At 33.7% G+C, this 22608-nt stretch carries 20 protein-coding genes and 1 tRNA gene; 13 read left to right on the forward strand and 8 right to left on the reverse strand.

Translation table 11 applies throughout. The features are described 5' to 3' along the window. Window positions 1–19 precede the first annotated feature (19 nt). The 5 genes from K5781_RS05535 to K5781_RS05555 are packed head-to-tail and all read left to right on the forward strand — an operon-like array spanning window position 20 to window position 7490. The gene (locus K5781_RS05535; RefSeq protein WP_297441605.1) at window positions 20–991 is read left to right on the forward strand and encodes a methyl-accepting chemotaxis protein; all 972 of its coding nucleotides are present in this window, start codon (window positions 20–22) and stop codon (window positions 989–991) included. Between the two features lie 31 nt (window positions 992–1022). Then, window positions 1023–4817: a S8 family serine peptidase gene (locus K5781_RS05540; RefSeq protein ID WP_297441607.1), complete on the forward strand. Its 3795-nt coding sequence runs from the start codon at window positions 1023–1025 to the stop codon at window positions 4815–4817. Between the two features lie 42 nt (window positions 4818–4859). Then, window positions 4860–5465 carry a twin-arginine translocation signal domain-containing protein gene (locus K5781_RS05545; RefSeq protein ID WP_297441609.1) on the forward strand — a complete coding sequence of 202 codons (606 nt, stop codon included), beginning with the start codon at window positions 4860–4862 and terminating at the stop codon, window positions 5463–5465. Beyond that, window positions 5449–7035: a cytochrome b N-terminal domain-containing protein gene (locus K5781_RS05550; RefSeq protein WP_297441611.1), complete on the forward strand. Its 1587-nt coding sequence runs from the start codon at window positions 5449–5451 to the stop codon at window positions 7033–7035. The genes K5781_RS05545 and K5781_RS05550 overlap by 17 nt, the downstream gene beginning before the upstream one ends. Continuing rightward, a complete protein-coding gene (locus tag K5781_RS05555; protein ID WP_297441613.1) occupies window positions 7032–7490 on the forward strand; it encodes a plastocyanin/azurin family copper-binding protein in 459 nt (152 codons plus the stop codon). Before K5781_RS05550 ends, K5781_RS05555 begins: the two co-directional genes overlap by 4 nt. Here K5781_RS05555 and K5781_RS05560 read toward each other — a convergent pair. The 4 genes from K5781_RS05560 to K5781_RS05575 form a co-directional block, all read right to left on the reverse strand. Then, complete coding sequence (locus K5781_RS05560) at window positions 7487–7837, reverse strand: hypothetical protein (protein WP_297441615.1); 351 nt, start codon at window positions 7835–7837, stop codon at window positions 7487–7489. The genes K5781_RS05555 and K5781_RS05560 overlap by 4 nt on opposite strands. A 40-nt stretch (window positions 7838–7877) precedes the next feature. Then, a tRNA-Arg gene (locus K5781_RS05565) sits at window positions 7878–7952 on the reverse strand. A 33-nt stretch (window positions 7953–7985) separates the two neighbouring features. Continuing rightward, window positions 7986–8828: a DNA glycosylase gene (locus K5781_RS05570; RefSeq protein WP_297441617.1), complete on the reverse strand. Its 843-nt coding sequence runs from the start codon at window positions 8826–8828 to the stop codon at window positions 7986–7988. A 1-nt stretch (window position 8829) separates the two neighbouring features. Then, window positions 8830–10095 carry an MBL fold metallo-hydrolase gene (locus tag K5781_RS05575; protein ID WP_297441619.1) on the reverse strand — a complete coding sequence of 422 codons (1266 nt, stop codon included), beginning with the start codon at window positions 10093–10095 and terminating at the stop codon, window positions 8830–8832. 113 nt (window positions 10096–10208) lie between these two features. On the opposite strand from K5781_RS05575, the gene K5781_RS05580 reads away from it, so the two are divergent. Beyond that, the gene (locus K5781_RS05580) at window positions 10209–10421 is read left to right on the forward strand and encodes a hypothetical protein (protein ID WP_012215921.1); all 213 of its coding nucleotides are present in this window, start codon (window positions 10209–10211) and stop codon (window positions 10419–10421) included. Between the two features lie 140 nt (window positions 10422–10561). Beyond that, window positions 10562–10864, forward strand: a complete 303-nt coding sequence (locus tag K5781_RS05585; RefSeq protein WP_007403030.1) for a 4Fe-4S binding protein — start codon at window positions 10562–10564, stop codon at window positions 10862–10864. A 90-nt stretch (window positions 10865–10954) separates the two neighbouring features. On the opposite strand, the gene tgtA is transcribed toward K5781_RS05585, so the two are convergent. Continuing rightward, window positions 10955–12463, reverse strand: coding sequence for a tRNA guanosine(15) transglycosylase TgtA (gene tgtA, locus K5781_RS05590; protein ID WP_297441632.1), 1509 nt, complete (start codon window positions 12461–12463; stop codon window positions 10955–10957). A gap of 31 nt (window positions 12464–12494) precedes the next feature. Next, window positions 12495–13043 (reverse strand): AAA family ATPase, encoded by a 549-nt coding sequence (locus K5781_RS05595; protein WP_297441634.1) that lies wholly within the window; start codon window positions 13041–13043, stop codon window positions 12495–12497. Between the two features lie 72 nt (window positions 13044–13115). On the opposite strand from K5781_RS05595, the gene K5781_RS05600 reads away from it, so the two are divergent. Beyond that, window positions 13116–14303 carry a redox-regulated ATPase YchF gene (locus tag K5781_RS05600; protein WP_297441636.1) on the forward strand — a complete coding sequence of 396 codons (1188 nt, stop codon included), beginning with the start codon at window positions 13116–13118 and terminating at the stop codon, window positions 14301–14303. A gap of 1 nt (window position 14304) precedes the next feature. Next, window positions 14305–15288: a KEOPS complex N(6)-L-threonylcarbamoyladenine synthase Kae1 gene (gene kae1 / locus K5781_RS05605; protein WP_366848003.1), complete on the forward strand. Its 984-nt coding sequence runs from the start codon at window positions 14305–14307 to the stop codon at window positions 15286–15288. Here kae1 and K5781_RS05610 read toward each other — a convergent pair. After that, window positions 15282–15608 carry a hypothetical protein gene (locus tag K5781_RS05610; RefSeq protein WP_297441640.1) on the reverse strand — a complete coding sequence of 109 codons (327 nt, stop codon included), beginning with the start codon at window positions 15606–15608 and terminating at the stop codon, window positions 15282–15284. The genes kae1 and K5781_RS05610 overlap by 7 nt on opposite strands. Window positions 15609–15645: 37 nt before the next feature. Between K5781_RS05610 and K5781_RS05615 the strand changes: the two genes are divergently transcribed. Both K5781_RS05615 and rdgB read left to right on the forward strand, forming a co-directional pair. Beyond that, window positions 15646–16266: a KEOPS complex kinase/ATPase Bud32 gene (locus tag K5781_RS05615; protein WP_297441642.1), complete on the forward strand. Its 621-nt coding sequence runs from the start codon at window positions 15646–15648 to the stop codon at window positions 16264–16266. Continuing rightward, the gene (gene rdgB, locus K5781_RS05620; protein WP_297441644.1) at window positions 16250–16804 is read left to right on the forward strand and encodes an RdgB/HAM1 family non-canonical purine NTP pyrophosphatase; all 555 of its coding nucleotides are present in this window, start codon (window positions 16250–16252) and stop codon (window positions 16802–16804) included. The genes K5781_RS05615 and rdgB overlap by 17 nt, the downstream gene beginning before the upstream one ends. On the opposite strand, the gene twy1 is transcribed toward rdgB, so the two are convergent. Next, on the reverse strand, window positions 16776–17804 hold the full coding sequence (gene twy1 / locus K5781_RS05625) for a 4-demethylwyosine synthase TYW1 (RefSeq protein WP_297441646.1): 1029 nt from the start codon (window positions 17802–17804) through the stop codon (window positions 16776–16778). The two genes, rdgB and twy1, sit on opposite strands and share 29 nt — an antisense overlap. 195 nt (window positions 17805–17999) lie before the next feature. Here twy1 and K5781_RS05630 point away from each other — a divergent pair, with 195 nt between their 5' ends. Then, a complete protein-coding gene (locus K5781_RS05630; RefSeq protein ID WP_297441744.1) occupies window positions 18000–20381 on the forward strand; it encodes a thrombospondin type 3 repeat-containing protein in 2382 nt (793 codons plus the stop codon). Between the two features lie 10 nt (window positions 20382–20391). After that, window positions 20392–22560, forward strand: coding sequence for a thrombospondin type 3 repeat-containing protein (locus K5781_RS05635; RefSeq protein WP_297441648.1), 2169 nt, complete (start codon window positions 20392–20394; stop codon window positions 22558–22560). Window positions 22561–22608 lie beyond the last annotated feature (48 nt).

Below are 22608 nucleotides of genomic sequence, written 5' to 3' on the forward strand. Positions count from 1 at the left end.
ACATGAGTCATTAATTAAAATGAAATATAGAATATTGTTTTCTATTTTAATTATTCTTTTGTTTGTAAATATTCCAAATTCTTATTCAGAAGGACTTGAATTATTTACAAATAGTAAAGTCTATGCACCTGCACATACTTTGCAAGTATATGGCAAAGGATTGCCCGAAGAAAATCTCATCATACGAATATTTGCACCAGATGAAACCATTGCAAAATTTGATCAAATTACAACTAATAAAGATGGTTCTTTTAATTACGGATTGCTTACTTGGCCTGAACCATCAACAAATTTTCCTTATGGAACGTATACAGTTGAAGTAATCAGTACAGAACAAAATGGAATATCTCAAAAAATTGATGTAAAATTTTCATCATCAACTGAATTACTTGATGTAACTGTAGAAAGATTTGTAAATACTTTGGTTTTTGCTCCTGAAACTGCAGCAATCAATCAACCAATTCGTGTATTTGTACAAACCACTAGTGATGGTTTACTAATTGGAAATGAACCATCAGAATTATTGGGTACTACACATGTCCATTTACCTTCTGGCACATCTGTTTTATTATCTAATTCCTTTAAGACACTGCACCAAGGATTATACTATGTAGATTATACTCCAATCGAAGAAGGAACTCATGTATTTCATGTAGTTGCATTTAGTCAGGGAACTACTTCACACGGTTCAGCTGCAACAAATGTTCTAAGCCAAGATCTTGGAGGCATCTCAGAACAAATAATCAAACTAAATTCAATTTTAGATGAAACATCAAGTGAGCTTGATACATTAAAATCTGAAATCTCTGGATTTGGGTCCACACTTGATACTGCAAGTCAAAAAATTGATGAAAGTACTGGAACTATTTCTACCTCTGTTGAATTTATCAGCGAAGCATCCTCGCAACTAAATTCATTATTGTTCCCAATCATTGCATCCATAGGAATTATTGTTGCATTACAAATTGCTATACTTGCACGAAGAAGATAGTTATAATAATACAGATTACAAAAGTTAACTGATGCCCAAAGCGGCTATTTTCTTTTTCATTATTCTTATATCGTCTACATTAACAAATTCATACGGATTTATTTCTAAAGAATCAATATATGAAGACAATCTACAAAAATCAATAATATTTAATTCAGATATTATTGATATTGATGAAGATTTTTTTGTTGAAAATGGTTTCAAAAGATATTTGATTTTTGGAAATGGCCTATCTGAACATGATTTAAAAAAATTAAATTCACTATATCAAATTCAATCTGACACTGGTTTTTTTTCTGTATCTGTCTTATCTGAAAAATCTGCATTTAATTTAATCTCCCAAGGATATACAGTAATAGAAGATTTTAAATTAGATTTTCATAACACGGATGAAGAATTTCAAGATGCATCTAGAATAGGTGAAATCACAGGTTCAACTCTAGCTAAAAAAAAGTATAATTCGTCTGGTAATGGAACTGTAATAGCAATAGTTGATACTGGAGTAGATTTTTCCAATCCTGATATACAGCATTCTGTTGCACGTGACAAAAACAATCATCCAATAATGCTTGATCCTGATGGACAAGGAATTGTTCTTACTAATGCAACTTTTTTTGCATATATAGATGAAAATGAAATAATAAGAAATTATAGCAAACCAATCCCTTCACACATGACCTCTTCTGCATATGTTACCCGAGATGGTGTATTTCTTGATGTTTCTCAAGATGGCAAAGGAAGTCAAATCCCAATTTACAATTCATTTTATCCACAATATGGAAACTCTGTAATTTTTAATGGCACTCTAGCCATTGATATGAAAATTGGAGAAGACAATAGAAATTACATAAAATCAAAAAGTGGTGTGTATCATGTAGGAATAATATACCAAGGTGGTTTGCAAGGACAACTTGCAAGAATTCAAGTTGTACCTGTACTCTTAGTTGATTCATTTACACCTGGAGTATATGATACAATGATACCTGATCTAAGTACTTCATGGGAAGATTACACTCGGTTTGAATTAAAATCTGGAGAAAAACCAAACTATGATTTTGATTTCACTGATGAAAAACCTATCATTTTAGGTAGTGGAAAGGAATTCCTTGTTTATGATTCAAACGATGATGGTAAAAATGATTATAGCGCAGGAACATTTGGAGCACAAGTTCTAGATGTATATGGTGTAATCAAAAATAATCACACAAACATTGATGATTCATTAAAAGCAATTAATGGAACATTGCTTCCTGGATTAGATCCTGATGGTGAATTTTTTGGTTTGATGACTGATTTTATGGGACATGGAACGTCAAGTGCAGCATCAATTACGTCACGTGGGATAATGCCTTATGATATTTACAATGATTCAAAAAAACATTTTATTACTGGCGTTGCACCTGATGCAAAAATTCTTCCTGTAAAGGCATTATGGTTTGGTGATACTGTATATGGATGGTTATGGTCTGCAGGATTTGAGAATAAAGATCAAGAATGGAAATTCTCAGGTAAACCTAAAGTTGATATTATTTCCAACAGCTGGGGTGTTTCAAACTTTCCAACCTTTAATGCATCTCCTGGAATGGATATCTTATCATTAATTCTAAGTGTATTGACTACTCCAAATTCTTTAGATGATAACTATCCTGGTGTCACAATTATTTCAAGCGCTGGAAATTCAGGTCATGGCTATGGGACAATTGGATTACCAAATGCATCTCCGCTTGGAATTTCAGTGGGTGCAACTACTAACAATGTATTTGTTGGATATGGTCCATTCAAAGATCAACCTAGATTTGGAAATACTACAACTCATTCAAATCATATAGTTGATTTTTCAAGTAGAGGACCTGGTATTATAGGAGATCCTAAACCTGATATCATGAGTATTGGTGCTCATGGTTTCACTCCTTCAAACGTTCTAAAGACACAAAAAGATTCTAAAGATGAATCCTTCTCTTTGTTTGGAGGAACAAGTATGGCCGCACCAATTGTTTCAGGAAGTGCAGCTGTATTAATTGAAGAACTAAAAAAACAGTCACAAGACTATGATTCATTTTCTATAAAGAACATCCTAATGTCAACAGCTACTGATCTGTATAATGATCCGCTAACTCAAGGTTCTGGTTTGGCAAACATTGAATCTGCACTAGATTATATAAATGGAGAAAATGGAGTTTTTATTGTTCACAATGATAATTCATATCATAACATCAAAAACATACTTGATCCTGCAGTTGAAAAAATAAATTCTACGTCGATAGGATTTGAAAAATTCCAATTGTCTTCACGCTCATTTCCTATGACGAGCTGGTTTGCAGGACAACTTCTTCCAGGAGATAGAACAACAACAACTTTTACAATTGACAATCCCACTAATGATACTCTAACAATTAATGTAAAGCCAGAAACTCTGTCATTGATGTTAAAATCCCAGTTTAATGGTACGACTATACCTAAGCAACAAGATTCTATTCTAAATAAGACTGATACGTTCATACCAAATTATGTTAAATTATCTGAACTTGGAAATTCTACTGAACTTTTGACATTTTTTAATGACAAAAATCCCATCCCTGATGAATCTTCATTAATGGTACTAAATGTGAATTTTGATTTTAATGATTTTATGAATAAAACATCTGATACATATGCTGATGATTTGAAAATTTCATCTCTTTATCTTTATGATTGGCTCGATAACAATAATGATACTAAAATTACAAGTGATGAAATTTCTATGGTTAATAGAGCTGGTTCATGGGGAACAGTTCAAGAACTTAGAGTTTCAGAACCCAATGATAAATTTGAAGGAGTACCATTAATTGGTGTTTATCCAGTACCAACAAGGTATTCATATTGGTTAGGTGATACAAAACAAAATTCTACATCAATGGATTATACAATTTCTGCTAGCTATTATCAAAAAGAAAAATGGCCTCTTATCTGGTCTGAATCTGACACAATTACCGTTAAACCTAAAACTTCATCTACTGTTGATGTCACATTAATTACTCCAAATGATCTTCAAACTGGAGTTTATCAAGGATTTCTAACTTTTCAAGGTGACAAACATAAAGTAAATGCACCAGTATCTTTTGTAATTAAACAACCTGTTCTAGAAAATGATTCTACTATTGTAATACAAGGAACCCAAAATGATGATGTACTTTATGGAAATGGATACACAAAAGGAGCATTTGATATGGTTAATCGTTACATGGCAGGTGATTGGAGACAATATTATTTTGATATTCAAAATGAATCTATCAATACAGCTGCAATAGAACTTTCATGGATTAGTAATGACACAAACTTGTCTGTATTTGTCATGAATCCTTATGGCGAAATAATTCAAACAAATGTTCCTTCTGGAGTATTTGGACATTTTATGGGATGGGCTTCTCTTGATTGGCTTGGTAACTCTATCTTTAGTCAGGGTGGTGGTTTTTTCCCTGTAAAGAACAAAGATGATACTTCAACAGTTTTATATGTTCCAATTAACCAAACTGGAACTTATACTCTTTTAACACATTCAACTTTGTTTGGTGGTTCTTCAACAACTGAACCTATTACATTGTCAGCTAAATTTACCAACATTTCTCCAGAAATGAAAATAGATGATGTTCAAAATGAAATTGAGATAATGTCAATTCCTACAACAAATGAAAAATTTGTAATAATTAATGAAACCAAATCTAATACTGATTCTATTACTTCAAAATCTGAATTGCCATTTAATCTTGGTATTGGTATTGGTATAGTCATTGGAATTGCGATCGGAATTGTTTTGATTTTTATCATGAGACAAAAACCTCCTAAGTAACTGAACAAGGTTTATAAGCAATTTGCCGAGTACGAGAGCTGAATGTCAGAACTGGGGACAAAAAAGTCTGACGGATTATCCCGAAGAGACTTTCTAAAATTGATAGGGGCAGCAGGTACAGGATTGGCTTTTGCTCCATTTGTCCCATTTGGCAATTTTATGCCAAATCCAAATCAGGCTTCTCTTGAAAGAGTTCCAGTAATTTTACCTGATGGAACTCAAGCAAATATCAATACATATCCAATTAATCATGCTGAAGTAATCACTTATCCTGCCACTGGCGATGCTGCTCTTGATGCAGAAGCATTTCGTAAATGGCAATTCATTAGACTTCCTGAAGAATTAGGTGGAGGAAAAAAAGACACTTCTGCAATAAGAGCTTACAGTATGATTTGTTTGCATCTTTGGTGTCTTTGGAAATATTGGCCTGATGAAGGTAGAAAACGAGGTGAATGTCCATGTCATGGTAGTATGTATGATCCGTTGACAGGAACTGCGTTTGTTGGACCTGCATCTGTACAAGCATCGCCATCAAACACTTTACCTAAATTAACTTTGGATATTGATTCGGATGGTTTTGTATTTATCATGCCACCAAAGTTTAACGCAAATGATAATGGAGTAATTGGATATGGCCGTTTCGCTTGAAAGAAGAACAGGAGTTGTAGCATTCCTTTATTGGTTATGGGATGGAGTAGACAGAACCATCTTTACTGCAATTAAATTTTCATTCCCTGCAAGATTTGTTAGTCCGTTTGGATTTTTGGGCATGCTTACCTTCATTGTTTTCATTATTCTTGGTGTTTCAGGTGCTTTGCTGATGTTTTACTATCAACCCATTCTTGATAGAGCTTGGGACAGTGTTCAATTCATTAACGATGAAGTTCCATTTGGTTTTCACATAAGAAATATTCACTATCATGGCTCAAACGCTATGGTACTATTAGCTGTTCTTCACATGTATTATCAATACTTTAGTGGAAGATACAAAATTAGAAACGAAGTTCTATGGATGACCGGTGTCATTCTTGGAACAGTTACAATTCTTGAAGCTTTTACAGGATACGATGTGATTTTCAGTGAAAGAGCAGAACTTGCAATTAGTATTGCAGCGTCTCTAACTACTTCTATTCCAATTGCAGGACCGACGATTAGAGATGCGGCACTGGGAAGTGGATTCTCCGACTTTGTGTTAAGATTCTATGCCCAACATGTATTCTTGTTACCTATTGTTATGCTGGGATTAATGGCAGTACATTTCCCAAGATTCTTGGTGTTTGATGTCCCTATGGTTATGGCAATAGGTGGTGCTATTCTGATAACTGGAGGTGTGTTCCCAATTGATATGGGATTCAAGTTTGAACCTACTGTACCGCCTGGTGTTACAGTTCCAGAATGGTATCTTACAGGAATCTATGCTTTCATGAGGACACAATATGACAAATTTGTTACAGGATTGTTGTGGCCGTTATTGTTCATTATATCGTTTGTACTTATTCCATTTATTGACAGGTACAAGAAATTCTCTTGGAGAGATAGACCAATTATCACTGCATTTGGAATTACAAGTCTTGCACAGATTATGGTAACCACATATTGGGGATTCTATATTTCTCCAGATATTTCAGTTCCATTAGTAGAGCGTTTGGTAATTGATCCTTTGTTCTTCTATTCAACAATGATCTTGTTGGTACCATTAGGATTTGGGTTCACTTACATGATGATTAAACTTGCAAATGAGGCTGAAAGAAAATCTAAACTTGCAAAAAGTAATGGTCCACAAAAGGTAGCTACAATTAACCTATCTGAAAAATGGATTAATTGGTTATTAGTTGCACTTTTGGCATTCCAAGTATTCCTCAACATTGCAGCTTACAATGCAGCCTTGATTGGAATGAAGAATATCTCATTGTTCTATATTGGAATAATTCTGCTAGTATTTGCAGCATTCTTCCATGTTTACAGGTATGCTATGAGTCAGCAAAAGAATGCACCTCCACCAGCTCCTGTTCCTGTAGTTGAGGAGAAGCCAATGCTTGCAGAATCAGAAGAACCAGTTGAACAAAGTCAACTCTCTGAAGGAGAAACAACATCTGATAGTAAACCTGAAGCAAAAGAATTGGCACCTGAGGTACCTGCACCAAAAACTCAAGCAGATTTAGGAGTTGGTGCTGATGCCAATTCAAATTCTGGTTCTGATGGAGTGAAAAAATTATGAGTGCTACATCAAGTCATGCATATGGTATTGGAATGATTGCACTAATCATTGGAATGAGTGCTGTAACTGTATTTTACACTTCTTTTTATCTCCCAGAATCATTGGCAAAACCTTCGGTATCTGAACATATCTTACATCCTGAAAAAGAACTAATCATTGAAATTGTTCCTGGTGCTGTGATTGAAGGAAATGAAAACTATGTTCCAAACAAAGCTGAAGCATTGTTGGAGATTAACAATAAGGTAATTTGGCAAAATCATGATGATACTGCTCATACTGTAACTCCTGATCATAGGCATGCTGATGCTTACAGTGGCGACTTTGGTTCTACAGGTGTTCTAAAACCAGGAGATACTTACGAATTTCTGTTTACAGAAGCACAAGAAGTACACTATCACTGTCAACCTCATCCTTGGATGACTGGCTCTATAATAGTAGAGGTTAGTAGATTCTAGTTAGAATATTTTGCAAAGATTATTTTACTTTCAATCTCTTTGTGCTGTTCAATAATTGAAACTCTGAATTTAACCTCATGTTCTTTTTCTGTATTAAAATTAATTTCAGCTGAAAATTCTGCTTTGTGTTCTGGCATGACATCCTTATTGATAAACAGTCTGGATACATTTTGTGATATTTTTTTTCCATTGTATGATTTGTAAATAATGTGTTCATTTGAATCTAAAATTGTTGTATTTACAACAACACCATCATATCTTCCTGGATATGCCACTGAAATGGTTCCTTTAATTTCAGAATTTGGATGTATGTCCATTGAATTTAATTCAAATTCTAGATCTTTCATGAATTGTTTAGAATTTGGTATGAATAATAATTTTGTTAAGTGGGCCCAAAGGGCTTCGATCCCTTGACCATTGGATTAGAAGTCCAACACTCTATCCATGCTGAGCTATAGGCCCAAAAACCTAGCAATTAATTACCATTTTAAGGGTTTACAGCCATTTTTTCTGATAATTTTCTCTTTCCATTTTGAAGAGAAACTGTTGTGCATATCCTGCATATTCTCCAAAATGTTCTACAATCTTTTCATGAAGAATATCATACTGTTTTTCTGTTATTGTTTTAGTTTCAAGTTGGAATTGTTCTGAATAATATTTTTCTAAAATTCTTATCATCCATCTGTCTAATGGAAAAGATTCTAGTTTGTTTAAAGAAAATAACATTACACAATCTGCTACTTTGTTTCCAATTCCTGGAATTTTACAAATCTCCTCTTTTGCTTGGTGATAACTAGATTTTTTTAAATATTGAAAATCAATTTCTTTTAACGCTACTCTACTTGATGCCTCTTTGATAAATTTTGCACGGTATCCTACACCACAACTTTTAATGTCATCTATTGACGCTTTAGCGAGCCTTGACGAATTAGGAAACAAAAAAAATTCCTGATTTTCAAATCTCACTTTGGTTCCAAATTTTTCTGATATGTTTTCTAAACTGGTTTTGATTTTTTGAATATTAGAATTTGATGATACAATAAAAGAAATTAAACATTGAAATGGATCTTGTTCCAAAATCCTCAATCCTAAATACTGTTTAACTGCTTTTTTTGTAATCGTGTCTCTTGAAATAGATTTGATTATTTTTTCAATATTGTCTCTTTTACGAAAAAAATCTGTTTTGATATTTCGATATGATTTTACACTTCCTAAATTAGATATTTTTAATACATCTTGACCATTAACCCCATACCAATTATTGTTAATTTTTTTCCAAAGAAATACTTGGCCACTATTGATTGAGTTTTCGACATTTATGATATGATTTTTTTGCATCTTATACAGTAATTTCATCATTTACTGCAGGTGAAAATGTCTCTAGACCAAATTGTTCATGAATTTCCTTGGCAAACATCTCACAAGATTCCGTATCTCCATGAACAGTACATACTTTGGGATTTCCTTTAATTTTTTTGATCATATCAAATAGCTCTTTTCTATCTGCATGACCCGAAAATTGAAATTGTTTTACTTCAGCTGATACTTTTAGATCTTTACCTCTAGTTGAAACCATTCCCGTATCTAGCAATTTTTTGCCTGGTGTTCCTTCTCCTTGATAAGAAACGAGTGCTATTCCATTTTTACTATCAAACGATAATTGTTGTAAATAGTATACAGCATTTCCACCTACTAACATTCCTGCAGGAGAAATTACAACACATGGTTCTTCCATTGCTCTTTTTCTTTCAGTATGTTCTCTAATTGATGTTGCACTTTTGATAGCATCTGAAAATACTTTTGGATCTCTCAAATAATCTGGATGTTTAAACATTATTTCATTGACTTTCAGTGCCATCCCATCCATGATAATTCTATGTTTAAAGTTTGAACTTCTTAAAATACAAGCAATTTCTTGAGAACGCTCAACTGAAAATGATGGAATAAATAATGTTCCTTTTCTATCCATCACTTCATTTGCAAATTCTATTAGTTCTCTTTCTGATTCTTTTCTTGGTTTTTGTTCTGTCTTTGCATAAGTGCTTTCAGTAATTAACAAATCAATTTCTCCAACATCCAAATCCATTTCTCGTAACATTCTTGAACCATTTGTTTTGATATCTCCTGTATAGAAAAGACGTTTTTTCTCGGATTCTACTAACACTGTACTCCCACCTATCACATGACCTGATTCTCTTAATTCAAAGGTAGCATTTCCTTTGGTAACTTTTTGTTTAAATCCGATCTCTTTTGCATTTTTCATCATATTATTTACTTCAGGAAGATCAAATGGATGGGCATTTTTTTCAATTTTTAGCATATCTTCAATTAATAACTTTGAAAGATCAAATGTAGGTGGAGTTGCGTATACATCTGTATTCCCGCTAACAAAAAGAGATGGAACATTTCCTGAGTGGTCCAGATGAGCATGAGTAATTATTATTGCATCCAAATCTTTTGGTTTGACATGAAGTGGATATTGTGGTGGCGTACCTCTTCGTCCAAACATTACCCCATAATCTAATAGTAATTTAGTCCCATTACAATCAACTAAAAACCCTGATCTGCCAACCTCATTAGCAGCTCCTAAAACTTTAACATTCAAGAATTATGATGAATTTTTATCTACGTTAAAACCTTCTCTGAAGCGATCCGATCATTATGCCTTTCATAGAATCTACAAAAGCTTTAATTAGTGTAAGCTAAGATTCGATCGTCATGGGAAGAAGCTTCCAAGAATGGTTAGGACAACAAGATCAAGCCGTCGTCGCTAAAACACGTGCAGGTGACGAAGCAAACAAACCACTCCTAAACCAAATTAACTGGATTTGGGTTAACAATCTGATGAATCAGAAAGCAGACCTTAATCCTTCTTCAGCAGAACTACTTGACTGGGTTACTTCTGGTCAAATAGATGCAATGAGAAAATAAACGTGCAAGACACGTTATCTTTTTGTTTTTTAATTTTTTAGTCTAAACTCTGTGCATGTTTTTTGCATCGATCATTTTCATAACAGGGTTATGAATTTCAATCATGGTTTAAATAGTCACCAACCATTCTTAATTTTGTAATGCCAATAGCAATACTTCCAGACATTGATGAACAAAGATGTATCGGATGTGCACTATGTGTAGAAATCTGTACAACTCTTGGTCCAGATGTCCTTAGAGTAAAACCAGTTGAAGGCTGGAAGAGAGGTAAAGCATTTGTCTTCTACCCAGAAAGATGTATTTCTGATGGTGCATGCATCGGTGTATGCCCAACAAAATCAATCTTTTGGATGAGACCAATGAATTACACAGCTGGACAACCAGTACCTCTTCACAAAAACGGTATCTTCATCAAAGGTTGGGCAGAAGACGCTGCATTATAAGCAGAATCTTTTAGCACATTCTTTTTTCTTATTTTTAATTTTCAAAATGTATCTGTGATCATTTTTTCTAGTATGATTTTAAATCTTAAATCATGCAGATTTTTTCTTTATCTCTTTAGGCAATTTCTTTGTAAAATATTTTAGAAACTCATCTTCTTTGTCATATCTAATCTCTATAAATTTATTATTTTCAAAGAATTTTTTCCATGTCTTTTCAAATTCTAGAAATTCTTGAGGTTCAAAATTTATTCTTGCTGTCTCATGATGTGCTGCAGGAAAAATATCAGATATCTCAATTGGTATTAATCCCAAATGTGGATTGTATTGACAAACTTGCAATTCATCAAAATCTTTGAGTTTTTTTGAAAGATTTACAAATTGATGTGACAGATATCCTGGTTTTGTTGATGATTCTTTTGTAACAAGTAATTTCTTTTTCTTTGATTTGAATTCTCTTACAATTTTGTGAAATGACTGAACTTCAGGTCTATATTGATCTTCTTTATCGTATAGAAAAATTGCCTTTTCTTTGAATTTTGGTGTACCAACTTTTAAAAATTCTACATTTTCTGTCATCACTTCTATCATTTCATATAGCTTTGGATGGGCTCTTGCCTTTTTGATGACATATTCCCATAATCTTCCTTCATGAATAGCCTGTTTGACCTTTTCCACCTCTAATTTTATTGCGTAAAGGTTATGAATTGCCAATTCATTGATTTTTTCAGTTTGTTCCAATTGACGTAATTCATCAGGAGTATATTTTGAACAAATCTCACAATTACATGGAAAAAACACAATGTCTGACAAATAACGTGTTCCGTCTTCTGTGATGTATCTATCTTGTTTTGCATATAGCATATACGATGCAGAATCAAATGTATCACATCCTAACGCAACAGCAAAGGGAATAGTTAATGGATGTCCTGCACCAAATAGATGCAAAGGAATGTTGTGTGGAATCTGTTTTTTGGCTGCTACAATCATCTGAGCTAATAATTTGTATTCATATGACTCCATAAACTCAACAGGACTGCCCAATGCTAACATCTTGTATCCAATCTTAACTAGATTCTTTGTTGATTTTGCAACAAGATCAAAATGTTCTCCGCCCTGAATTGGTCCAATCCATATCTGTCCGTTATCTTCACTATCATCAAGTGTCTGTTTACAAACTTCTAAGGTGTGTTTGACATATGCTTCTGCTTTTTTAATTGGAAGTCCGAATCCTGTTGGTTTATCAAGTGGTATGGCAAAATCTGTCATTATTCCTTTTTCAAAATCTGCCATCTCTTTTGGTAAAACTGGAACGTCACCATATTCTAATACTTGATATCCTCCAGAATCTGTCATTATTCCTCTGTCATAATCAATAATTTTATGAATTCCTTTTTTGATTGCCTTTTCACCATAACTGTTTCTTGTTATGTATGCATTTGTAATTACTAAATCAAATCCAATTTCTTTAATTTTTTTTGAAGGAATAGTTTGTTTTACTGGGTGAATTACTGGAACATATGCTGGTGTCTCAATCTTTCCATGATTTGTTTCAATCATACCTATCCTACCAGCTAAATCTGTCTTTGAAATCTCAAACAAGTAATTTCTCAAATTAAAAGGTGTTATTTAATCAATCAACAAAAAACTTTTTCAAATCATTCCTATTCGTAACCAGTTCTAACCAATCTACATCCTCCCCCTGAAGATTTCCTAAAATAATTGATTCTATTTTGTTTACCACGTCTTGAATCTCTTTACCAGTTACATTAATCTGAAAAGTCTTCTCGTTAAATTGATTAATTGAATTGTGTGTAATCACCCCTAAAATTTCACTTCCTGTATTTTCCTTACTTTTTTTATCTGAATATTCACGTTGTTTGTAAACTTGGATTAAATCATATGGGCTACGTCGCAAAACTATTGCTGTTTTTACTTGTTCTTTATCTAAAACATATGGGGCCAAATGTCCTACTATAATACAATCAGAAGAAATTTCTTGTTTTAAAATTTCTTTTAACTTTTCAGTATCTACATCATTTGATTCATTATTTTTTTCAAATAGCCCTGAATTCTTTGCAATTTGATTAATATCTATAATTTTTAACTGCAATTTTTTTGCAAGTTCTTTTGAAATGGTGTGCTTGCCTACTCCTGGATTACCTGTAATGACTATTGACATATAATGAATTTGTAAGGAGGTGATTAAACGATTTCTGCAATACTAATAAGTAGAATTGGATTTTTCACATTATTGCAAATTGGTTTATTGGGTAAAGCAAATGTAGGGAAATCTACCTTCTTCTCAGCAGCAACTGAAACTCCTGTACCATCAGGAAACTTTCCATTTACAACAATTGAGCCAAATATAGGAGTTGCATACGTGAAAGCAGATTGTGCTTGTAAACATTTTGATATCAAACATGATAATGAATTATGTGTAAATGGAACTAGATTCATTCCAGTCAAGCTAATTGACGTTGCTGGACTAGTTCCTGGCGCGCATGAAGGAAAAGGATTAGGAAATCAATTCCTTGATGATGCAAGACAAGCTGAAGTTTTAATTCATGTTGTTGATATTGCTGGAACCACTGATATTCAAGGACAACCTGTACCGCCTGGAACTCATAACCCCTTAGAAGATGTTGTCTTTGTTCAAGATGAATTTGATCAATGGTTTGCAGATATTTTGAAAAGAGAATGGGATAAAATAACTCGTGAAATAGATCAAAAGCGTGCAAAACTCACTGATGGAATTGCAAAAAGATTTTCTGGGTTGGGAATTAAAGATTTTCAAGTTCAAGAAATTCTTCAAAGGTTGGGATTTATGGCTAAAAATCCTAAGGAATGGGAAGATGTAGACATTGAAACTTTTGTTAAAGAATTGAGAAAAAGTACAAAACCTATGATTATTGCTGCAAACAAAGCTGATCTATGTCAAGATCTAGATATCCTAAAAAAAATTTCAGATATTGTTATTCCATGTAGTGCTGAAACTGAATTATTATTACGAAAAGCATCAAAAGCTGGTATTGTAAATTATTCATCTGGCGATGAAGGATTTACCGTTGTTGATGGAAAAGAAATCCCCCTACCTCAACAAAAAGCTCTTGAACTTGTAAAATCTGTTTTTTCAAAGATCCCTTCTACTGGAATCCAAAAAATACTAAACACTGCAGTTTTTGATTCTCTAAAATTTATTGTAGTGTATCCTGTTGAAGACGAGACAAAATTGACCAATAAAGATGGAATTATTTTGCCTGATACAAAATTAATTCCACAAGATTCCACCGCTAAAGATTTGGCAAGCTTGATTCATGCCGACATTGCAAAGGGATTCTTACATGCAATTGACTGTAAGACAAAACAACGGATTAGTGGTGATCAAAAACTAAAAAATGGCGACGTCATCAAAATTGTTTCAACTCTAAGTCATGGATAATATGTTAGGCCTTGGAATTGAAAGCACAGCTCACACATTTTCATGTGCTATTATAGAAAAAAAAGGAAAAAAAGGCAAAATATTATCTGATGTTAGAAAAATCTATCGTCCTGAAGAAGGTGAAGGAATTCATCCACGTGAAGCCTCTAGACATCATATTGATAATAGTTCTATTGTTTTATCTGACTGTCTTAAAGAAGCAAACGTTTCAATCACTGATTTAGACATTGTTTCATATGCAGCTGGCCCTGGTTTGGGTCCTTGCTTACGAGTTGGTGCTGTAGTTGCAAGATCTTTATCATCATTTTACAAAATTCCAATCTATCCAGTTAATCATGCAATTGGACATATTGAATTAGGAAAGTTGCTAACTGGAGCAACTAATCCATTGGTACTTTTAGTATCTGGAGGACATACAATGCTTTTGGCATTTTTAAATAAACAATGGAGAGTTTTTGGTGAAACCTTGGATATTACATTGGGTCAATTGCTTGATCAATTCGGACGATCAATTGGATATGCTTCCCCTTGTGGAAAAAATATAGAAGAATTGGCAACTACATCTTCAAATTATGTTACCTTACCTTATTCTGTAAAAGGAAATGACGTATCTTTTTCTGGATTATTATCTGCCACAAAATCTGTTGCCTTGAAAAGTAAAGAAGATGCATGCTATTCACTCCAAGAAACTGCATTTGCAATGATTAGTGAAGCAGTTGAACGTGCATTATCTTTTACAAGAAAAAAAGAGTTAATGATTGTAGGTGGAGTTGCAGCAAACAAACGATTATCAGAAATGCTACAAGATGTTTGTAAGAGACATGGCTGTGGTTTTTTCGTTGTACCATTAAGATATGCGGGTGATTGTGGAAGTCAAATTTGTTGGACTGGTTTATTGGAATCTCAAATTAAAGAAGGCGTTTCTTTAAAAGATACTTTTGTGACTCAGTCTTGGAGATTAGATTCTGTTAAGGTAGATTATTGATTTTTGTTTTCACTGATAGTTTGATCAATGATCTTTACCCAGCTTTTTGTATTAAAAACTCCAAATTTGTAAGTTTGTTCTCCTTCATCTGTTTTTGCTGTAAAACAAACTTTTTTCATTAACAAGCCTTCTTTCCATGTTTTTGTAATTTTATCTAACGAAATATCCAAGATTGTTTCTCCAAAATGTTTTGAAAAATCCATAATCCTTGCATTTGTTTTGTCAAATGCTATCCTCTTATTTGTTAATGTTAAAATTCCTGCTCCTAATTTGTCTTCGCTACAATCTTCCTGCTTTATCCTTTTTTCTCCTTCATCCATGATTGACTTTTATTGAATTCCTCAGGATATAATGTTAATGAAATTACTTAAGAAAGGAGCTGAAGCTGATATCTATCAAACTAAATGGCAAAATTCTAAAGCAATTTTAAAAATAAGGAAAATTAAAAGATACCGAAATTTTTCACTTGATTCAAAAATTCGTAAACAAAGAACAATCAAAGAATCTCAAATGCTTTCACTTGTAAAATCATATGGTATACCTACTCCACTTGTTTATTTTGTAAATCTAGATAAAACTTCAATAATAATGCAAGAAATCTCTGGGAAACCAATTCATGATTTACCTGAACGAAAAATAATTGAATTGTCAAAAGAGATTGGAAAATTAGTTGGGAAATTACACAAGAACGGAATAATGCATGGAGATTTGACAACCTCAAATTTTATTTTGTTTCAAAATAAAGTATATGTCATTGATTTTGGGTTATCTCAGATTTCAATTAAACCTGAAGATCACGCTGTTGATTTGAGATTAATTAAAGAAATTCTTAATAGTGCACATGCAAAAATTATGATTCCGTCATGGAAAAACTTCCTTTATGGATACAAATCTATTGTAGGCGATGCCTATTATAGAAAAATAACTAAACTAGTTTCAGATATTGAAAGTCGTGGTCGATATGCACAAGTCGTATGATCTATATTTTGTATCTTCCAACAAGCACAAATTTCTTGAAGCCCAAAGCATTCTAAATCTTCATGGGATTAATCTTAGATTTTTAAAATCTAATTTGAAAGAACTTCAATCTCATTCACTACAAAAAATTGCACTGGCAAAAGCAAAAGATGCATTTTCTAAATTCCATAAACCTGTAATCATTGAAGATGATGGATTGTTTATTGATTCAATAGAAGGATTTCCAGGTCCATACTCTTCTTATGTTTTTAAAACAATTGGAAATAAAGGCATTCTCAATTTGTTAAATAATAAAAGAAAAGCAAAATTTGTTTCAATAATTACTTATTGTGATAAAACAACTCTCAAATCTTTTCAAGGACAACTTTGTGGAAAAATTTCTAAAACTCAAAAAGGAAAAGGTTGGGGATATGACCCAATTTTCATTCCAAACAATTCAACAAAAACATTTGCTGTCATGAATAATAAAAATAAAATCTCTCATAGATATATTGCACTCAAAAAATTTTCTAAATGGTATTTACGTAAGAAGGAATAAAACGATCAATAAACCGTTCATTGTTTTGTAATATTGAAATCCTTGAAACAATACTTTCATCCATTACTGAAAATATTTTACTTTGCTTTGCAATTTCTTGACTGAATTTCTTTACTTCTTCCATTTCTAACATATTATCATGTTCTAATCTATTTGTTGAACGACCAATATGCATGTAAGATTTAATTTCAATAAAATGCGGACTTGCTTTTCTGAACATTTCAGCAAAAGCTGGAATCCCTTCTTTTTGATCATTATAACCTCTAATCAAAGTAATTCGTAACACTGTCCTAGTATCCAAATTCTTTAACATGTCCAAAGTTCTATTCCATCGCTCCCAAGAGTCATCATATTTTGGCTTGTTTATTCTCATAAATGATTCATAATCTGAAGCATTTGTTGACAAATACAATTGTGTTGGTAATGCATCTTCGTCTTGTAGTTTTTGAATCATATCTGGTTCTTGTCCATTTGTTACAAGGAAAATTGATTTTGTAGCTTCAAGTGAATTTAGATACTTGATTAATTGTGGAAGTTTAGGATACATTGTAGGTTCTCCAGATAATGAAATTGCATAATGGCTAGGTAGTAATGATTCATCTAATCTTTGTTTATCATTTCTTGAATCTCCATAATATCCATTGATTAATTTTTTTCTTTCAGCCATTAATTTACTTAAAATTTCTTCAGGTTCTGCAACTTGTTCTGGTTCCATCTTCATTGAATCATAAAATTCCATTGGTCTCCAGCAATACACACATCTATTTTCACAATGCATTCCAGCTGGAGAAAATTCCATGCACCTGTGAGTAGAAATTCCATAAAATTTGTGTTTGTAACAACTTCCTTCATGTTTGAATGATTTTTTTGTCCAATGACATAATTCTACAGTAGAATGATCAGCTACACCATACTTAGCTTTTTTCAGTTGTTCTGATATTGCAGGTTTGATCTGAATTAGACCTTCATCCTCTTCAATTGTTTCCCCAGAACAACTCATGAGTTCAGATCGTGTTTTGGTTTACTTAAATTGATCGAGTTTTTTGTCCAACATGGAAACTTTTCCCAAAACTTTTGATATTTTTAGTCGATTCTAGAGTGAGGTTTAATAACTGGATCCTCGACGTATTTTTAGGCTTTGAACAAAATACACTCGATATCTTTCCTATTGTTACTTGTAACCACATTAACTAGTATGCCCATAAATCCTGCTTTTGCTGCCGTTGATGACTTTGATAATGACGGTATTGAGAACTCTGTTGATGCCTGTCCAAATTTACAAGAAGACTATGAAGGTACTGTGGATGGATGTCCATCAAATTTTGTACCTTGGTATGATGAAGATTATGACGGTATAGAAGATCATATTGATCAATGTCCAAATCTTAGAGAACATTACAATAAATTCCAAGATGAAGACGGTTGTCCTGATACTTTACCTGGTACAGGACCTGGTGGTGCACCAGATTCAGATGGTGATGGTTTTATCGACTTAGTTGACTTATGTCCAAATCAACCAGAAACTTTCAATGGTGTTTTAGATAGAGATGGTTGTCCAGATAGTTATGGTTCCGGTGATAGAGATAGAGATGGAGTTCCAGACTTTGCTGATCAATGTCCATTAAGTGCTGAAAACTATAATCGATTCCAAGATGAAGATGGTTGTCCTGATACTTTGAAGGATTCTGCTTTTATTGATACCGATAATGATGGAATACAAGATAAAATTGATTTGTGTATAAATGAACCAGAAGTATACAATGGTTATAGAGATTTAGATGGTTGTCCAGATGTTTCTTTAGATTCTTCATTTAATGATAGAGATGGTGATGGAATTGCAGATCAGTTTGATATATGTCCTGATCATCCTGAAACATTCAATAGATTTTCTGATTATGACGGTTGTCCAGATAGTATTCCTCCATTTGATGGTACACTAAATGATGCTGATGGTGACAGAATTATGGATGCTAATGATGCTTGTCCATTAGAACCAGAACGTTACAATGGTTTTGAAGATGATGACGGTTGTCCAGACATTCCTCCTTACTCAAGTGACAATGATTCTGATCTTGATGGAATTCCAAACAGTATTGATCAATGTCCAACTGTAAAAGAAACTTACAATAAATTCCAAGATGATGACGGTTGTCCAGACTTTGTAACCTCTGATAAAGGAATTCCTGATTCAGATGGTGATGGAATAAATGATTACAATGATTTATGTCCAAATCAACCAGAAACTTTCAATGGTATTTTTGATAGAGATGGTTGTCCAGATAATGATTCTTCATCTGACAGAGATGGAGATGGCGTTCCAGATAATTTAGATGCATGTCCAACTGCAAAAGAAACTTACAACAATATTCAAGATGATGACGGTTGTCCAGATGGCAAAGGTGGATTATTAGGATTAGATAATGATGGTGACGGTATTGCTGATTTGAATGACAAATGTCCTCTTCAACCAGAAACTTTCAATGGTTATCAAGACCAAGATGGTTGTCCAGATCTTTCAGTATTGGATTCTGATGGTGACGGTATAAGAGATACATTAGATCAATGTCCATCAGATCCAGAAACTTGGAATCGTTATCAAGATCATGATGGTTGCCCAGATAACCCTACAGAATCTGATTCTGATCGTGATGGAATTTTAGATTCTGTAGATCAATGTCCACTTGTTAGAGAAAGATATAATGGATATCTAGATGAAGATGGCTGTCCTGATTATCCTGACTTTATTACTTCTTTAGATTCTGACTTTGATGGAATTCCTGACAAATCTGATAAATGTCCATTTGTTCCAGAAACTTACAACAAATTCCAAGATCTAGATGGCTGTCCTGATTATGTAGGAGATAACAAAGGTACTCCAGATTCTGATAATGACGGAATAAATGATTATGATGATCATTGTCCAAATCAACCAGAAACCTATAATGGAATTTTAGATAGAGATGGTTGCCCTGATGATTATATTTTAAAGAATGACAGAGATATGGATGGTATCCCAGATGCCATCGATGCATGTCCAACTGCAAAAGAAACTTACAACAAATTCCAAGATGATGACGGTTGTCCTGACACAGTTTCAAAATCATTTGTAGTTGATTCTGATAATGATGGAATTAATGATGTTAAAGACAAATGTCCATTAGTAGCTGAAAATTATAATGGATTCCAAGATGATGACGGTTGTCCTGATGTAGATGATACTCAGCCTGATTCTGACGGTGATGGTGTTCCAGATGTAATGGATATGTGTCCACAACAAAATGAGGTTTGGAACAGATATGTTGACTATGACGGTTGTCCTGACACTATCCCAATAGGAAATGTAACTGTAGACAGTGATCAAGATGGTATAAGCGATACAATTGATTTATGTCCAAATGAGAAAGAATCTTGGAACAAATACAATGATCATGACGGTTGTCCAGATATTGCACCTGAGCAATCTAGATACAAACATGATGCTGACTTAGATGACATTATCAATGAAAATGACATATGTCCTCTAGAACCTGAGGATTATGACGGTGATAGAGATACAGATGGATGTCCAGACTCATAGGTGTATCTAGATGAAAAAACAATACCTTTTAGGATTTTTACTTTTACTAACCTCTACTATTGGAATGATGCCTTCAAGTGTTTTTGCTGCTGATCCAATAGATACTGATGGTGACGGTGTTCCAAATAATTTAGATCAATGTCCACATCTTCTCGAAGACTATGATCCAGAATATGGCAATAACATAGACGGTTGTCCTGCTGATTTTGTACCATGGTATGATGCTGATTATGATGGTGTAGAAGATCATATCGATGATTGTCCAACTGTAAAAGAAACTTACAACAAATTCCAAGATGATGACGGTTGTCCAGATTTATCTCCTAACACGCCAAAAGGAATTGCTGATTCTGACGGTGATGGTTATCCTGATTTTATGGATTCATGTCCAAACAGACCAGAAACATTCAATGGAATTGATGACAAAGACGGTTGCCCTGATAATGCTATGACTCAAAAAGATTCTGATCGTGATGGAATTTCCGATGGTCTTGATGCATGTCCACTAGAACCTGAAACTTATAACAAATTCCAAGATTCTGACGGTTGCCCTGACTCTGCAGATACTGTTAAGCCACAATACCAATTCCCAGATACTGACGGTGATGGAATTGAAGACAGATGGGATTCCTGTATTGATGAGCCAGAAAATTATAATGATTATCTAGATTGGGATGGATGTCCTGATGTACCTGGTGTTACTTCCTTAGAAGCACCAGACGCTGATTATGACGGAATTCCAGATGATGTCGATGAATGTCCTTTAGATCGTGAAAATTACAATAAATTCCAAGATTCTGACGGTTGTCCAGATGAATTACAATTAAAATTAACTGGAGATGTAGATGGCGATGGCATTCCTGATAACTTAGATTCTTGTCCATTCAGTCCTGAAACCTATAATAAATTCCAAGATGCTGATGGATGTCCTGATTATGTTGCAGATAACAAATTTGCATTTGATACTGACGGAGATGGAATAATTGATAATCTTGATTTATGTCCAAACCAACCAGAAACATACAATGGTTTCTTAGATTCTGACGGCTGTCCTGACAAGAATTCAAATTCCGATAAAGATTTTGATGGTATTATTGATGTGCTTGATGCATGTCCACTAGAACCTGAAACTTATAATAAATTCCAAGATTCTGACGGCTGTCCTGATTCTGCAGATACTGTTAACCCACAATACCAATTCCCAGATACTGACGGTGATGGAATTGAAGACAGATGGGATTCCTGTATTGATGAGCCAGAAAATTATAATGATTATCTAGATTGGGATGGATGTCCTGATGTTAAAGGAGTAACTGGAAGTGATATGCTTGATGCTGATTACGATGGACTTGCAGATCATTTAGATCAATGTCCAACATTAGCTGAAAGATACAATGGCTTTGAAGATGATGACGGTTGTCCTGATGGTATTGATTACAAAACTATTGGTGACTCTGATGGTGATGGTATCTATGATGATTTAGATCAATGTCCTAATGCAAAAGAATCTTACAATAAATTCCAAGATGAAGACGGTTGTCCGGATTATATTGCTGACAATAAAATGACTGCAGATACTGACGGTGATGGCATTCCTGATATTATTGATTCATGTCCAAACCAACCAGAAACATACAATGGCTTCTTAGATTCTGACGGCTGTCCTGACAAAGTTGCATCAAACCTAGATACTGACGGAGATGGAATTCCAGATGTATTTGATGCATGTCCACTAGAACCTGAAACTTATAATAAATTCCAAGATTCTGACGGCTGTCCTGATTCTGCAGATACTGTTAACCCACAATACCAATTCCCAGATACTGACGGTGATGGAATTGAAGACAGATGGGATTCCTGTATTGATGAGCCAGAAAATTATAATGATTATCTAGATTGGGATGGATGTCCTGATGTACCTGGTGCAGAATCAACTACTCCTACATATGCTGATTCTGACGGTGATGGCTATCCTGATGTAACTGATTCTTGTCCAACTAGTCCTGAAACATGGAACAAATATCTAGATTGGGATGGTTGTCCTGATACTGCTCCAGAACAACAAAGATTTGTGCATGACGACGACCTAGATGATATCATTAATGACGAAGATTTGTGTCCATTTGATCCAGAAGACTATGATGGTGACCGTGATTTAGACGGTTGTCCTGATCCATAGTCTCCTCAAATTTCTAATTTTAGAAGAATCTATTTAACGTGAGACTTA

This window comes from Nitrosopumilus sp. (assembly GCF_025699255.1).
GTDB lineage: Archaea > Thermoproteota > Nitrososphaeria > Nitrososphaerales > Nitrosopumilaceae > Nitrosopumilus.